The organism is Micromonospora costi (assembly GCF_003626655.1).
Taxonomy (GTDB): domain Bacteria; phylum Actinomycetota; class Actinomycetes; order Mycobacteriales; family Micromonosporaceae; genus Micromonospora; species Micromonospora costi.
Genome location: NZ_RBAN01000001.1, coordinates 2,000,300 through 2,015,100, shown reverse-complemented (window position 1 = coordinate 2,015,100; position 14,801 = coordinate 2,000,300). Strand labels below are relative to the sequence as shown.

Here is a 14,801-nt window from a genome sequence, read left to right as displayed (position 1 = left end):
GCGGAGATCGGCTCCGCTTCCTTGAAGTGGGGGTGTCCGAGTGACATGGACACCGCGACTTCCAGGAAGCGGAGCCGATCAAGACGCCGTTGCCGTCTGGCGGCCTCAGAGCCGCAGCAGCCCCGCGGCGAGCGACTCACGCAATCCGGCGGGCGGCTCCTGGTAGCCCTCGTCCCACAGCGCACCGGGAAAGCCGCCGGCCGCGAACGCAGTGTTGAGATCGTCGACGAACCAGATCGCGGGCCCCACCTTCCCGTCGATTCCGGGGCCGGGCAGGTCGATGCCGTAGGGCGCGTCGCCGCTGATGTTCGCCTTGTGGAGCTCGTCGGGCGCGTAGTCGAGCTGGAACGGGATGCCGGCGTCCCGGCGCGCGGTGTCCCTGAGGTACGCGGCGTGCTCGGCCTCGTAGTAGGAGCGCGAGCCGCCCCGCTCGGCCCACTCGAACTGCACCACCAACGGGTCCGCGAGCACGCTGGCCGGCCAACCCGGCAATTCCCCGACGAGCCACACATCGCCCACCTGCCGGATCCACGCGCTGATCGTCATCGGGAACGGCGCGAACGTCACCTCCAGCCAGTCGGCCAGCGCGGGCGCGCCCGGCGACGGGGGAACGTGGGCGCTACACGGCGTTCCCTCGTCGTCGTTCTCCTCCGCACGGAAGCCCCGCGCCTGCAGCCGCTCAACGAGCGTCTCGACGTTCCTGCGGGCACGGTCGGCGAACTCGCGCGCCACCGCCTCGGCGTCCTCGCGGTACGGGGCGTCGAAGACCCGTAGGCCGAGACCGCGCAGGTCGCGCCATACGTCGTCGGGATCACCGGACACGTACCGCGCGTGGAAGCTCGCCATGGCCGCCATGCTTGCAGAGAGCCACCAGCGTCGGCGGCGAGGCCTCGGTTGCCGACTCAGCAGGCGATCCGCGACGTCATCAAGCAGCCGCGGCCGCTCCGGCCGCACGGCATCGGCAAGCGTCAGTCGACGGTCGGGAGCTTCGGGCCGAGGACGTCGTCGGCGTCGACGATCGTGTACGCGTACCCCTGCTCGGCGAGGAAGCGCTGCCGGTGCGCGGCGTACTCGGTGTCGATCGTGTCCCGGGACACCACCGTGTAGAAGTGCGCCTGCCGGCCGTCCGCCTTCGGTCGCAGCACGCGTCCCAGCCGCTGCGCCTCCTCCTGCCGCGACCCGAACGTCCCGGACACCTGGATGGCGACGGCCGCCTCGGGCAGGTCGATGGAGAAGTTGCCGACCTTCGAGATCACCAGCGTGCGCAGCGACCCGGAGCGGAACTCGTCGAACAGCCGCTCCCGCTCCTTGTTCGTCGTCGAACCCTGCACGATGGGCGCGTCCAGGTACTCACCGAGCTGGTGGAGCTGGTCGATGTACCCGCCGATGACGAGCACCTGGTCGTCGCGATGCCGCTCCACGAGGGCACGCACCACCGGCAGCTTCGTCCGCGCCGTCGACGCCATCCGGTAGCGCTCCTCGGCCTCCGCCGTCGCGTACGCGAGCCGTTCCGCGTCGGTCAGCGTCACGCGTACCTCGACACACTCGGCCGGGGCGATCCAGCCCTGCGACTCGATGTCCTTCCACGGCGCGTCGTACCGCTTCGGGCCGATGAGGCTGAACACATCGCCCTCGCGACCGTCCTCCCGGACCAGCGTGGCGGTGAGGCCGAGCCGGCGGCGGGCCTGGAGGTCCGCGGTGAACCGGAAGATCGGCGCGGGCAGCAGGTGCACCTCGTCGTAGATGACGAGACCCCAGTCGCGGGCGTTGAACAGGTCGAGGTGGGTGAAGGCGCCGCCGCGCCGCGACGTGAGCACCTGGTACGTCGCGATGGTGACCGGGCGGATCTCCTTGCGCTCGCCGGAGTACTCACCGATCTCGTCCTCGGTGAGCGACGTGCGGGCGACCAGCTCGCGCTTCCACTGCCGCCCGGCCACCGTGTTGGTGACGAGGATCAGCGTGGTGGCCTTCGCCTCGGCCATCGCGGCCGCGCCCACGAGGGTCTTGCCGGCGCCGCAGGGCAGCACCACGACACCGGAGCCGCCTGCCCAGAACGCCTCGACGGCCTCCCGCTGGTACGACCGCAGCGTCCACGGCTTGCGGCCGTCCTTGCCGGCCTCGGCGAGGTCGATGGGGTGCGCCTCGCCGTCCACGTACCCGGCCAGGTCCTCGGCGGGCCAGCCGAGCTTCAGCAGCGCCTGCTTGAGCCGCCCGCGCTCGGACGGGTGCACGGCGATGGTGTCGTCGTCGATCCGGTTGCCGAGCATGCCGGCGAGCTTCTTGCTCTTGGCGACCTCGACGAGCACCACGCGGTCCAGCGCCCGCAGCACCAAGCCGTGCGCCGGGTCGTTGGCGAGCTGGAGGCGGCCGTACCGGTCCATCGTCTCGGCCACGTCGACCAGCAGCGCGTGCGGCACCGGGTAGCGCGAGTACTTGATGAGCGAGTCGACCACGCCCTCGGCGTCGTGGCCGGCGGCCCGGGCGTTCCACAGGCCCAGTGGGGTGAGCCGATACGTGTGCACGTGCTCCGGGGAGCGCTCCAGCTCGGCGAACGGCGCGATGGCCATCCGGCACGCCTGCGCGTCGGGGTGGTCGATCTCCAGCAGCAGGGTCTTGTCCGACTGCACGATCAGGGGTCCACCGCTCACGCCAGCGTCCTTTCTCGGGGATGGCCGTCGAGTACCCGCCACGCGGCTGACCGCGCCGCAGGCCGACCATCCAGTGTTGCACGCGGCCGGATGCCGGCAGAAAAATGCGCACCGGGCGCAACCGTGCCGGCACTCCCAAACGTCTAACAATGGGACGACTGTCCAGGGGAGGCGTCATGAAGCGTGTCCGGTCCACTTCCCGGGTGGTCGCCCTGATCGTGGTGACGCTGGTCGGCGCTGGTGCGTGCGCGTTCGATCCGCAGGCCGGCGGGAGTGGGAGCGGGGGCACCACCCCGGTCGGCGCGGCGGAGCAGGTAACGGGGGCGAGCGGCACGCCCGGGCCGGGCCAGCGGCCCGCGACGCCCGCGAAACCCAAGCCGACGCCGACGCGGATGACCCCGCCCACGAAGCCGACGCCGCCGCCCAAGCCGAAGCCGAGCCGTACGACGCCGAAGCCCACCACCAGCGCGACGCCGGCCGGCTGCCCGCAGGGTGAGCACCAGCGCGCCGTGGAGACGTACCTGGCGCAGCTGGGCGGGTTCGGCCGCGTGACCGTCGACGGCAGGCAGTCCGCCGCCGACTGCGCCGCCATCAAGAAGTTCCAGAAGAGGTACGGCATCCGCCCCGTCGAGGGTCGCGCCGGGCCCACCACGTACGACGTGGCCAAGCGGCTCGCCACCACCGACACCGGTCGCTGCGAGGCCGGCTCCGGCACCACCTTCTGCATCGACCTCACCCGGCAGACCACGTGGGTGATGCGCAACGGCAAGGTACTCGTCGAGCCCACGGTGACCCGTACGGGGATGCCCGGCTACCGGACGCCGTCCGGCACCTACACGATCAACTACCGCAACATCAAGGAGTGGTCCAACCCGTACGAGGTCTGGCTGCCCTACTGGCAGCACTTCACCCAGGGCATGGGCTTTCACGAGACCACCACCTACCTGCACAACAAGTCGATCGGCTCGCACGGCTGCGTCAACCTGCTGCACGCCGACGCCGTCCGCTACTGGGAACTCGGCAAGGTCGGCAGCAAGGTGGTGCTCGTCGGCCGTCGCCCCGGCACCTGAGCGGCTGGTCAGCGGGCTGGAAGCCAGGGTTTTATCCCCTGTCACTCCCGCCCCGACGGTGCCACGCTGGACACCGGCGTCGTACCGGACGGGGAGGCGCGAATGGCGCTCGATCATGAGGTGGCCCGCGAGCACGACCGGGCCGGCGACCAGGTGTCCACGGCGACCGTGATCGCGTACACGGTCGCCGCGGTGGTCCTGTTCGGCTGGTTCCTCTACGGCTGGCTGGTGCTGCGCCAGGGCTTCATCAACTCGGTCGGCGAGGCGGCCGGCACCGGGTTCGCCCTGCTGCTGATCATCTCGGTCGTCGGCACCGTACGCCGTAGCCGCCGCTGAGGTCAGTCGGCCAGCACGGCCGCCGTGATCCGGTGCAGCGCGAACGTGTGCAGCATCTCCGTCCGCTCGTCCTCGGCGCGCAGGTAGCCCGCGCCGATCGACACCGGTTTGACCAGCCGGGACGCGGTCGCCCCGTGCGCGTCGACGTAGCCGACCCAGACCAGCGCCCGATCGCGTACCGCCTGTTGCAGCACCGCGAGTGCGTCGCTGTGCCCCTGCACTGGCGTCGGGCCGGTGGCGCTCCGCGGGCCGCCGCGTACCGCCGCCGGGGCCCGCCGGGCCGCGCGCGCCGCCGCGTCCCCGCGCCGGATCTGCTCCACGACGCCCAGCAGGCGCGGCATCGGCACCCGCGGCGCGGCCAGCGGGTCCAACGTCCGGGTCGCCACCGACACCCGGGCCGGCGCGCGGCGCGCCTTCGGGCGGGACAGCACGGCCGCGCCGCTCGCGTCCTCCGGCACCGGCGCGTACCCGGCGTCGCGCAGCGCGCCCAGCAGCCGCCCCACCTGGTACGGGGTGGCCAGCACCGTGGGCGCCAGCCGGCGCAGCGCCAGCGACTCCAACCGCCGGTCGGCGAAGACCTCGGCGAGCAGCGCCTCGTCGTCGCTGCGCAGGTACGCCCCGGCCGAACCGGCCCGCAGCCCGCCGTGCTTGCGGGCCACGTCGTCGATCACGTACGTGAGCCCCTGCGGCACCGGCGTCCGGGACCGCCGGCGGAACAGGGCGTGCAGGTCGTCGGCCGTGTAGCCGGCGTCCAGCGCCCGACGCACGCTCGCCGTCGTCACGCGGTACACGCTGGCCCCACCGGCCGACTCCGGCTCGGCCACCGCGTCCAGCTCGGCCGCGAGCGTCGGGTCCGGTGGGCCGGGCACCACCACGGTCAGGTCCGCCTGCACGAGGAAATGGTCCACGGGAGCGGGCAGCAGCGCGTCCAGCGCCCGTACGGCCGTCGACGGCTCCTCGCTGTCCGCCTCCGCGTGCAGCCCCAGCGGGTCGTCCGCGCGGGCGTCCCCGTCGGTCACGTCGGCCAGCAGCAGCCGCCCGTACGACGTGAGCGCCCCCAGACCGGTCACCCCGAGCTGGGCGGCCTCGGCCAACACCTCCCGGTGCGCGGCCTCCCGGCCCCGGCTGCGCCGCGGCGCCCGCCAGTCGAGCAGTTCCAGCACCTCGTCGGGGGTCGGCGCGGTCGCCGGCTCCAGGTCGGCCAGCACCCCGAGCACGGCCCGCCGGGCACCCGGTGCGCCCGCCCGCTCGGCCTCGGCCGAGAGCACCGTGATCGGCCGGTCGCGGTCGTCGCGCTGACCCACCAGCCCCACCTGGCGGGTCATGGTCAGCCAGGCGCGGGCCAGCTGTTCCCAGCGCTGGGCCAGCGACGCGGCACGCCACACCTCGTACCCGGCGCTCGGCAGCACCTGCTGGTCGGCGCCGTACCGGGTCGTCGTGACCCCGGGCAGCTCCAGCTCGCCGAGGAGCCCGGCCGCGTACGCCACCTCGATCAGCAGCGCGGTCGTCGGCTCGTCCAGACCGCCGGTGCGGGCCAGCCGGCGCAGGTCACGCACCCCGACGCCGCCGGACCGCAGCACCGGCGCCGGATCGGCGGCGAGCTGTTCCAGCAGCGCCTCGGTGTGGCGTACGACCTCCATGGTCTGCCCGGCACCGGCCGAGTCGACGGCCTTCGCCTCGCGGGGGGTGGCGGCGACTTCCGGCGGGCTGGTGCGCAGGGGGCCGAGCGGCCCGCTGTCGCGCCGCAGCAGCAGCCCGATCTCCCGGGGCAGCTCGACGGTGCCCGTGGAGCCGGACTTACCGCCCGAGACGGGCACGAGCAGCCGGTGCTCGACCAGCCAGCGCACGGGCGAACCGGTCGGCGCGCCGCCGTTGACCGGGTCCGGCGGGAGCGTGTCCTCCGCGCCGACCGCCGGGGCCTGCAGCGCCCCCGGCGGGACGCTGCCGACCGGCGGGCCGGCCGCGAGGCGGTCCAGGATCGCGCGGGCGGAGGGCGGCGCGGCCAGCAGCGTGCGCCGCAGCTTCGCCGGGTCCGCGCACAGCGCCGCCGTGCGCGGGTCCAACTCCGCCGCCGGCCGGCCCAGCCCCGCGGGGTACGGGGACACCTCGTCGACGCTCGCCACCACCGTGAGGGCGCCCTCCGGGCCGTACAGCAGGAAGAGCGCGCGCAGCCGGTTGACGGCGCCGCGGACGCTGGTCGGCGCGGGCGGGCGCGGCCCGGCGGTGGCCAGGGCGAGCACGGCGTCGGTGGAGGTGGTGCCGTCGGCCGGGTCACGGGTGAGCCGGGCCGCGTCGAGGATCTGGAGGGTGAACTGGTCCAGCCCGTCCAGCGCCCGCGCCACCGACACCCGCGACTGGGCCCGGGTGGCGAGGGCGGAGATGTCGGACGGCACGGGTACGACGAGGTCCGGCCGCAGCTGGAGCAGCGCGGCCAGGGACTCGTCGGGCAGCGACCGGAGGTGGTCGGCGAGTGAGGTGGTCATCGTCGTTCCACGCTAGCCCGGCGGTGGGTGCTCCCGCCCCTCGGACGTCCGGCTCGTCCACGGGCCCGGGTACGGTCTGCGCATGCTCGCACCGACGGTCGGGTTCGACCTCGACATGACCCTGGTCGATTCGCGTCCCGGCATCGCCGCCGCCTACCGGGCGCTCACCGCGCGCACCGGCGTGCCGGTGGACGCCGACGCGGCGGTGTCCCGGCTCGGTCCGCCGCTGCGCACCGAGATCGCTCGCTGGTTCCCGCCGGAGCAGATCGAGTCGGCCGTGGTCCTCTACCGGGAGCTGTACCCGGCGTACGCGATCACCCCGACCGTCCCGCTGCCCGGTGCCCGGGAGGCGATCGAGGCGGTCCGGGCGCGGGGCGGTCGGGTGCTGGTGGTCACCTCGAAGATGGGCCGGCTGGCCCGGCTGCACCTGGACCACCTCGGCCTGGAGGTGGACGAGGTGGCGGGCGACCTGTTCGCCGAGCAGAAGGCCGTCGCCCTGCGGGAGCACGGGGCGACCCACTACGTCGGGGACCACGTGGCCGACATGGTCGCCGCAGCGGCCGCCGGGGTGCCGGGCATCGGGGTGACGACCGGCCCGTGTTCGGCGGACGAGCTGCGCGAGGCGGGCGCGGACGTGGTGCTCGATGATCTCACCGGATTCCCGGCGGCGCTCGACGGCATGATCCGGCTAGCCTTGGAGCAGTAGACGGCTCAAGCGAAGCAGGGGATCTCAGGTGCCTACGGGTCGAGTGAAGTGGTACGACGCGGCCAAGGGATACGGGTTCGTCACCAGTGACGAGGGTGGCGACGTGTTCCTGCCGAAGGGCGCGCTACCGGCTGGCGTCACCGACCTCAAGGGCGGGCAGCGGGTCGACTTCAGCGTGGTGGACAGCCGCCGGGGCGCCCAGGCCATGGGGGTCAAGCTGCTCGAGGCGCCCCCGTCGGTGGCCGAGCTGCGCCGCCGGCCGGCGGAGGAGCTGCACGGCCTCGTCGAGGACATGATCAAGGTGCTGGAGGCGAAGGTCCAGCCGGACCTGCGCCGCGGCCGGTTCCCCGACCGGCGTACGGCCCAGAAGATCGCTCAGCTGGTCCACGCCGTGGCGCGCGAGCTGGAGGTCTGAGGCACGAGCCCGGCGTCGGCGGCCCGGCCCAGCAGCGCCTCCACGGCGGCGAATCCCGCGTCCCCCAGGTCGGCGGTGAACTCGTTGACGTAGAGGCCGATGTGCCGGTCCACCACGTCGGGCTCCATCTCCTGGGCGTGCGCGAGCACGTACTCCCGGCTGGCCGCCGGGTCGGCCCACGCCTGCCGGACGGACTCCCGGATCCACGCGGCCGCGGCCTCCGGGTCGACGGCGCCGCGCCGGGCCAGGATCGCACCGAGCGGGATGGGCAGGCCCGTGTCGCCCTCCCACCACTCGCCGAGGTCGACGAGGGCGGTCAGGCCGTGCCGGTGGTACGTGAACCGCGCCTCGTGGATCACCAGGCCGGCGTCGTACCGGCCGGCGGCCACGCCCGGCATGATCTCGTGGAACGGCACGACCTCGATGCGCGCCGGCGGGCGGTCGGCCGCCCACAGCCGGAACAGCAGGTACGCCGTGGTCCGGTCACCGGGCACCGCCACGGTCGCGCCGGTGAGGTCCGCCCGGTCGCCGCGGGTGAGCACCAGCGGGCCGCAGCCGCGACCGAGCGCACCGCCGCAGGGCAGCAGGTGGTACTGGTCCAGCAGCCACGGCAGCGCCGCGTAGCTCACCTTCACGAGGTCGAAGGCGCCGCGCTCGGCCGCCGTGTTGGTGACGTCCACGTCGGCGTACGTCACGTCGAACGACGGCGCGCCGGCCACCCGGCCGTGCACGAGCGCGTGGAAGACGAAGGTGTCGTTGGGGCAGGGCGAGAACGCGAGGGAGAGCGCCACACCCCCACCGTAGACCCGCCGCCGTTCCAACCCTCGTTTCGGGGGCCGACCACTGTGACATGTGCCCGGCGGTCACGCGCGGTGATCGACACGGGTTGCGTGAATGTCGCGGTGTCCGGCGCCGGTGGACACCGCGACTTCAAGGATGTCGAGTCGATCATGCGGTTGTGGACGGCCTGTCCCGCTTGATCGACTCCATTCCGCCGATGTGGCGGGGTCCCAGCGGATTGGATGCCGTCATATCGCCGATCCGGTGTGGATCATGCTCAGCTGACCAGGCAGGTGGGCGGCGAGGGCGCCGGTCCGGGGTCGGGTGGCCTCGTCTGGCAGGTGGACGGTGATCGACACGGGTTGCGTGGATATCGCGGTGTCCGGGTCCGGTGGACACCGCGACTTCAAGGATGTCGAGTCGATCATGCGCGTGGCCGTGCAGCGAGCCTGGTGTGGCTGGGTTGTCCACAGACTTGTCCACAGGTACGAGTGGGCTGTTGAAGCCGGGTCCCGCGGTCGGGACCATCACAGGGTTGGCCCCGGAGCGCGGGCGGGCATCCGGACGGCACGGGCGACGGCCGGGTCCGGCGGGGTCAGCTTCCTGATGGCGTGCGGGTTCGCGCTGGAGGCGAGCCGGCCGACGGCGCTGCGCCTGGACCGGCGGCAGCGTCCCGGGTGGGGGAGGGAACGCGGCTGAGCCCGGGCGCGAGCTGGCCGAGGGCGGACGCGGCTTCGGTGAGGGCGGCCAGCGCCTCGCGCATGCGCCACGCGTCGCGGTCGCGCGGGCCGATCGGGTTGGAGACGGTACGCAGCTCGGCGAAGGGCAGGGCGGCCTGGGCGGCGGCGACCGCCACGCCGTACCCCTCCATGGCCTCGGCCACGGCGTCCGGGTAGCGCCCGGCGATCAGCTCGGTGCTGGCCGCGGTGCCCGTCACGGTGTTGACCGTGAGCACCGGGCCGATGGTGGCGTCCGGCAGTGCGGCGCGCAGCGCGGCCAGCAGTTCCGGGTCGGCCGGGACGACGCTGCCGCCGCCCAGCAGCGCCGGCGGCATGCCGAGCGCGTCGATCGGGATGAAGCCCTCCGGCGACTCGGCGCCCAGGTCGGCGGCGATGCTCGCGGTGCCCAGCACCGTGCCGCCCACGGCCACGCGCCCGCGGAAACCGCCCGCCACCCCGGCGCTGACCACCGCACGGTACGGCCGGCCGGCCGCCTCGGCCAGCGCCAGCAGGCGGGCGGTGGCGGCACCGGCGACGGCCGGGCCCACCCCGACCGGGGTGATGGCCACGGAGGGGTCGGGAAGGCCTGCCCGGATCGCGTCCGCCTCGGCCGGCACGGCGGTGACCACCAGCAGGCCGGTCACGGGCGCGGTCCGCGGGGTTCGTGGCGGGTGTCGTCGTCGCTGCCGCCCGGCCCGCCCACGGACGAGGAGGGGCGGTAGATGTGGTAGCCCGGCGGGGCGAGACCGGGCTCGTAGCCTGCCGAGTCGCTGGGCGCCGGTGGCGGCGACGTCGGGCGTGGGTCGTCGGCCTCCGCGACCGTGGGCTCCTCGGCGAGCTGTTCGGCCAGTTCGTCGTCGCCGAGCGGCCGGCCTTCCAGCCGCTCGCCGCGGAGCCGCGCCGCGACCAGCACGCCCCGGATCGCGGCGAGCACACCCACCCCGGCGGCCACCGCGATGCCCATCCGGCCCGCGAACGGCACCAACCCGAGCCCGCCGCCCACCACGAACGCGAGCATGAGGACGGTCTCCGAGTGGGCGAACGAGCTGGCCCTCAGCCGCTCGGGGATCCGCTCCTGGATCGAGGCGTCCACGGCCAGCTTGGCGAGGCCGCTGAACAGGGCGGCGACCAGGCAGAACAGGGCGACCATGGGCAGCGAGAACTTCAGTACGGCCAGCACCGCCACGCCGGCCACGATGATCATGCTGCTGGACTGGATGGCCGTCGGGCGGTGGATGCGCAGCCGGGTGCCGATCGCCGTCGCCAGGAAGGTGCCCACGGCCAGCGCCGCGCCCACCAGGCCCAGCGCCGCCTCGTCGGTCAGATCGCGGCCGAACACGACGGTGGTCAGGTCGCCCTTCTTGATGGCGAAGGCGAGGAACAGCAGCAGGAAGCCGTAGACCGCGCGCAGGGTGGCCGCCCCGATCAGGGTCGCGATCACCAGCCGGCCGGCGGGCCGTCCCCGGCCCAGCGGGCGCTCGCCCGAGCGGCGGCCCAGCGCCCGCAGGGCCCGCGGCACCCGCTCGGGCGGCTCCGAGTCGGCCTTCGGCGGCAGCCGCAGCGAGATCACCATGCCGACCAGGAAGATCACGGACGCGACCCGCAGCGGCCACTGCGGCCCGAACCAGAACGCGGCCAGGCCGATCGGGGCGACGAGGGCGCCGGCCACCGTGCCGTAGACGCTCGCGCGGGCGCCCACCTGGGACAGGCCCAGCCCCTCGGGCAGCAGCCTCGGCACCGCGGCCGAGCGGGCCACCCCGTACGCCCGGGAGAGCGCCAGCACCCCGAAGGCCGCCGGGTAGAGCCCGAAGCCGTGGATGTAGTCGGAGATCAGCCAGGCCAGGAAGGCCCGGCCGAGCATCGTGGTGGCGAGCGCGTACCGGCGGCCGTGCCGGAAGTGGTCGAGCAGCGGCCCGACCACCGGGGCGAGCATGGCGAACGGGACCATGGTGATCAGCAGGTAGAGCGCGACCTTGCTGCGTGCCTCGCCGAGCGGCACGTTGAAGAAGATCGTCCCGGCCAGGCCGATGGCGATGAGCGTGTCGCCGGCGCAGGAGAGGGCGTGCAGGTCGAACAGGCGGACCATGCCGACCTCGCCGCCCGCGCCCCGCGCCCGGGCCCGGCCGGCCCGCCGGGTCACCCACCGCCCGCCGCCCACCGAGCCGCGCAGCAGCAGACGCGTCGCGCGGATGCCGGTGCCGACGGTCCGCCCGAGGACGGAACGCTCGGGGCGGGAGGACGGCGACATGTGCACCATCCTCTCCGATCCGATGGCCGTATGCCGCACCAGTTGAGCAGAAGGTGGTCGGGGAGTCCCTGACACGGGGACGTACGCATGGGGAACAATGGTCGGGTGACCAGGCCCGCCTCCACCCGTGCCGCCCGCCTCGACCAGGTCTGCGCCGCCGCCGTAGAGGTGGCCCGCGCCGGCATCACCGAGGTGGACCCCGCCGACGTCGGCGACCACCTCCAGGCTGTCGCCGAAGGCGAACGGCTCGTCACGCACTACTTCGAGTGCCGGCTGGCCGGCTACCGCGGCTGGCGGTGGGCGGTCACCGTGACCCGGGTGCCCCGCAGCCGCACCGTGACCATCTGCGAGACGGTCCTGCTGCCCGGCACCGACGCGCTGCTCGCGCCCGGCTGGCTGCCGTGGCAGGAGCGGCTCAAGCCGGGCGACCTGGGCCCCGGCGACCTGCTGCCCACGCCCCCGGACGACGACCGGCTGGCCCCCGGCTATGTGCTCTCCGACGACCCGGCGGTCGAGGAGACCGCGTGGGAGTTGGGCCTGGGCCGGGCCCGGGTGCTGTCCCGCGAGGGCCGCTCCGAGGCCGCCCAGCGGTGGTACGACGGTGAGCACGGCCCCTCGGCGCCGATCTCCACGGCCGCTCCGGCGTCCGCCCGCTGCGGCACCTGCGGCTTCTACCTGCCGCTGGCCGGCTCGCTGCGCCAGGCCTTCGGCGCCTGCGGCAACTTCTACGCCCCGGACGACGGTCGCGTGGTGAGCGCCGACCACGGCTGCGGCGCCCACTCGGAGACGCTCATCGAGGCCGCCGAGACGTCCGTCGACGAGATGCCGACGGTCTACGACGACAGCGCCGTGGAGACGGTCGCGGTGAGCCGCGCCCAAGGGTCGGTCGAGGCGGCCGAGCCGGCGGAGCCGTACGGCCACCCCTGATCCGGCGGCCCGAGCCGTCCGCGCAGGTCAGCGGGGGTCGGCTCGGGTCAGGCGCGTGCGGTGCGACGGCGGCGACGGTTCGCGTCGTGCCGCATCATCACGGCGAGACCGGGGATCCCCCACAGGAAACCGGCCAGGCAGATCCAGAGCCAGTTCTCGTGCCCGTGCTCGGTGAGCCAGTCCCGGAAGAAGACCAGCAGGACCAGACCGACGATCGCCCAGCCCACCATTCCGGCGATCGCGAACGGCACCATGGGCGGGTCGAGCGGCTCCGGGCGCGGTTGTTGCTCCTTCGGCACGCGGCAAGCGTACGCGATCAACTTTCCTGGCCGGCCGTTGATCTGGGACGATGCGCGCGACCGACGGAAGATCACCTGCGAGGACCTGATGGCAGTAGCGCCGCCCGAGAACCGAACACCACCCGACCCCGCTCGCCCGCGTAACGGATTCGACCGCTTCTTCGAGATCTCCGCCCGTGGCTCAACGCTGAGCCGCGAGGTACGCGGCGGCCTGGCGACCTTCTTCACGATGGCCTACATCGTGGTGCTCAACCCCCTCATTCTCGGTAGCGCCGTCGACGGTGACGGCAAAACCCTCCCGATTCCCGCGATCGCCGCGGTGACGGCGCTGGTCGCCGGTGTGATGACGATCCTCATGGGGGTCGTCGGCCGGTTCCCGCTGGCCCTCGCGGCCGGCCTCGGTGTCAACGCGCTGGTCGCGTACGAGATCGCCCCGGAGATGACCTGGGCGGACGCCATGGGCCTGGTGGTGATCGAGGGTGTGATCATCGCCGTGCTGGTGCTGACCGGCCTGCGTACCGCGGTGTTCCGCTCGGTGCCCACGCAGCTCAAGACGGCGATCGGCGTCGGCATCGGCCTCTTCCTGACCATCATCGGCCTGGTCGACGCCGGCTTCGTGCGGCGGATTCCGGACGTCGCGAACACGACCGTGCCGGTCGGCCTGGGCGTGGGCGGCAAGCTGACGAGCTGGCCGTTGCTGGTCTTCGTGGTCGGGCTGCTGCTGACGCTGGTGCTGGTGGCCCGCCGCGTGCGGGGCGCGATCCTCATCGGCATCCTCGGCTCGACGGTGCTGGCGATCATCGTCGAGGCGATCGCGAACGTCGGGCCGTCCGTGGTGAACGGCCAGCCCAACCCGTCGGGCTGGTCGCTGAACGTTCCGGAGCTGCCGAAGACGGTGGTGGACGTGCCGGACCTGTCGCTGCTGGGCAACTTCAACGTGCTCGACTCGTGGGGTCGCGCCGGCTGGCTCGTCGTGATCATGTTCGTCTTCACGCTGCTGATCACGGACTTCTTCGACACGATGGGCACGATGGTCGCGGTCGGCCAGGAGGGCGGCATGCTCGACGAGCGGGGCACCCCGCCGCGGGCCAAGGAGATCCTGCTGGTCGACTCGATCGCGGCGGCGGCCGGCGGTGCGGCGAGCACCTCCAGCAACACCTCGTACATCGAGAGCGCCGCCGGTGTGGCGGAGGGCGCCCGGACCGGCGCGGCCAACCTGGTCACCGGCGCGCTGTTCCTGCTGGCCATGTTCCTGGCACCGCTGGTGGTCGTCGTGCCGTTCGAGGCGGCGTCCACGGCCCTGGTCGTGGTGGGCTTCCTCATGATGATGGGGGTCCGGACCATCGACTGGTCCGACTACGAGATCGCCATCCCGGCGTTCCTCACCATCGTGCTCATGCCGTTCACGTACTCGATCTCGAACGGCATCGGCGCGGGCGTCATCACGTACGTCCTGTTGAAGCTCGCCAAGGGCAAGGCGCGGGAGGTCCACCCGCTGCTGTACGGCGTGGCCGTCCTCTTCGTCGTGTACTTCCTGCGCGGGCCGGTCGAGTCCCTGGTGTTGTGACGCCGACCACGTGGCCGGGTGCCGGTGGAACCGGACACCCGGCCACGTGGCAGGGCGTAGTCCTCGTGAGCCTGGTCATATCAGATGTCGTTAGCCATGCTCATTAGTTAAGCTAACTATCGTGACGGAGCGGACGGTGACGGCGAAACGCGTGCCACCGGCGCAGCTGGCTCCCCAGTTGCGTGATGCGATCACCCGACTCAACCGGCGGGTCCGTCAGGCGCGCCCGGTCGGCGACCTGACGGTCACCCAGCTCTCCGCGCTCACCAGCCTCAAGCTGGCGGGCGCGTTGACACCCCGGGAACTGTCTGACATTGAGCGGGTGCAGCCGCCGACGATGACCAGGATCGTCGCGAAGTTGGAGGAGCGCGGCCTCGTGCAGCGCACACCCCATCCGACCGACGGCCGCCAGGTCATCCTCGCGCCCACCGAGGGGGGACGGGCGGTGCTCGAACAGTTCGAGCGCGCCCGTAACGAGTGGCTGGCCAGCCGGCTTGCCGAGCTCACCGAGGCAGATCGGGAGACGTTGCGGAGAGCCGCCGAGCTCTTCCAGCAGCTGGCTCGCGCCTGACTCACTCGCCTGGGCCACCGGGTCCGCGCCGT

General features: G+C 73.3%; 13 protein-coding genes and 1 pseudogene. 7 read left to right on the top strand and 7 right to left on the bottom strand.

Annotated features, from left to right (window positions below):
* Window positions 1-105: 105 nt before the first annotated feature.
* Window positions 106-846 carry a uroporphyrinogen-III synthase gene (locus D7193_RS09165; protein WP_147434346.1) on the bottom strand — a complete coding sequence of 247 codons (741 nt, stop codon included), beginning with the start codon at window positions 844-846 and terminating at the stop codon, window positions 106-108.
* Between the two features lie 122 nt (window positions 847-968).
* Window positions 969-2,648: a DNA repair helicase XPB gene (locus D7193_RS09160; RefSeq protein WP_120778836.1), complete on the bottom strand. Its 1,680-nt coding sequence runs from the start codon at window positions 2,646-2,648 to the stop codon at window positions 969-971.
* Window positions 2,649-2,824: 176 nt separating this feature from the next.
* Here D7193_RS09160 and D7193_RS09155 point away from each other — a divergent pair, with 176 nt between their 5' ends.
* Together D7193_RS09155 and D7193_RS09150 are read left to right on the top strand one after the other, a co-directional pair.
* A complete protein-coding gene (locus D7193_RS09155) occupies window positions 2,825-3,718 on the top strand; it encodes a L,D-transpeptidase family protein (RefSeq protein ID WP_120778835.1) in 894 nt (297 codons plus the stop codon).
* 102 nt (window positions 3,719-3,820) lie between these two features.
* On the top strand, window positions 3,821-4,054 hold the full coding sequence (locus D7193_RS09150; protein WP_120778834.1) for a hypothetical protein: 234 nt from the start codon (window positions 3,821-3,823) through the stop codon (window positions 4,052-4,054).
* 2 nt (window positions 4,055-4,056) lie between these two features.
* On the opposite strand, the gene D7193_RS09145 is transcribed toward D7193_RS09150, so the two are convergent.
* Window positions 4,057-6,537 (bottom strand): helicase-associated domain-containing protein, encoded by a 2,481-nt coding sequence (locus D7193_RS09145; RefSeq protein WP_120778833.1) that lies wholly within the window; start codon window positions 6,535-6,537, stop codon window positions 4,057-4,059.
* A gap of 82 nt (window positions 6,538-6,619) precedes the next feature.
* On the opposite strand from D7193_RS09145, the gene D7193_RS09140 reads away from it, so the two are divergent.
* Both D7193_RS09140 and D7193_RS09135 read left to right on the top strand, forming a co-directional pair.
* Window positions 6,620-7,243 (top strand): HAD family hydrolase, encoded by a 624-nt coding sequence (locus D7193_RS09140; protein WP_120778832.1) that lies wholly within the window; start codon window positions 6,620-6,622, stop codon window positions 7,241-7,243.
* 28 nt (window positions 7,244-7,271) lie between these two features.
* Window positions 7,272-7,658 (top strand): cold-shock protein, encoded by a 387-nt coding sequence (locus D7193_RS09135; RefSeq protein ID WP_088977134.1) that lies wholly within the window; start codon window positions 7,272-7,274, stop codon window positions 7,656-7,658.
* Here D7193_RS09135 and D7193_RS09130 read toward each other — a convergent pair.
* From D7193_RS09130 to D7193_RS09120, 3 genes and pseudogenes are all read right to left on the bottom strand, one after another.
* Window positions 7,619-8,449 carry a 1,4-dihydroxy-6-naphtoate synthase gene (locus D7193_RS09130; RefSeq protein WP_120778831.1) on the bottom strand — a complete coding sequence of 277 codons (831 nt, stop codon included), beginning with the start codon at window positions 8,447-8,449 and terminating at the stop codon, window positions 7,619-7,621. The genes D7193_RS09135 and D7193_RS09130 overlap by 40 nt on opposite strands.
* Window positions 8,450-9,156: 707 nt before the next feature.
* Window positions 9,157-9,801 (bottom strand): annotated as a pseudogene (locus D7193_RS09125) (futalosine hydrolase); the annotation flags it as partial.
* Entirely contained in the window at window positions 9,798-11,405 is a 1,608-nt protein-coding gene (locus tag D7193_RS09120) for an MFS transporter (protein WP_120778829.1), read from the bottom strand. The gene D7193_RS09120 and the pseudogene D7193_RS09125, both read right to left, overlap by 4 nt.
* Window positions 11,406-11,492: 87 nt before the next feature.
* Here D7193_RS09120 and D7193_RS09115 point away from each other — a divergent pair, with 87 nt between their 5' ends.
* A complete protein-coding gene (locus D7193_RS09115) occupies window positions 11,493-12,332 on the top strand; it encodes a DUF3027 domain-containing protein (protein WP_120778828.1) in 840 nt (279 codons plus the stop codon).
* 47 nt (window positions 12,333-12,379) lie between these two features.
* Here the strand turns inward: D7193_RS09115 and D7193_RS09110 are convergent, their stop codons facing one another.
* Window positions 12,380-12,631: a DUF2530 domain-containing protein gene (locus D7193_RS09110; protein ID WP_120778827.1), complete on the bottom strand. Its 252-nt coding sequence runs from the start codon at window positions 12,629-12,631 to the stop codon at window positions 12,380-12,382.
* 88 nt (window positions 12,632-12,719) lie between these two features.
* Here D7193_RS09110 and D7193_RS09105 point away from each other — a divergent pair, with 88 nt between their 5' ends.
* Window positions 12,720-14,198, top strand: coding sequence for an NCS2 family permease (locus D7193_RS09105; RefSeq protein WP_120779369.1), 1,479 nt, complete (start codon window positions 12,720-12,722; stop codon window positions 14,196-14,198).
* Between the two features lie 121 nt (window positions 14,199-14,319).
* On the top strand, window positions 14,320-14,769 hold the full coding sequence (locus D7193_RS09100) for a MarR family winged helix-turn-helix transcriptional regulator (protein WP_174242566.1): 450 nt from the start codon (window positions 14,320-14,322) through the stop codon (window positions 14,767-14,769).
* The last annotated feature ends 32 nt before the right edge of the window (window positions 14,770-14,801 follow it).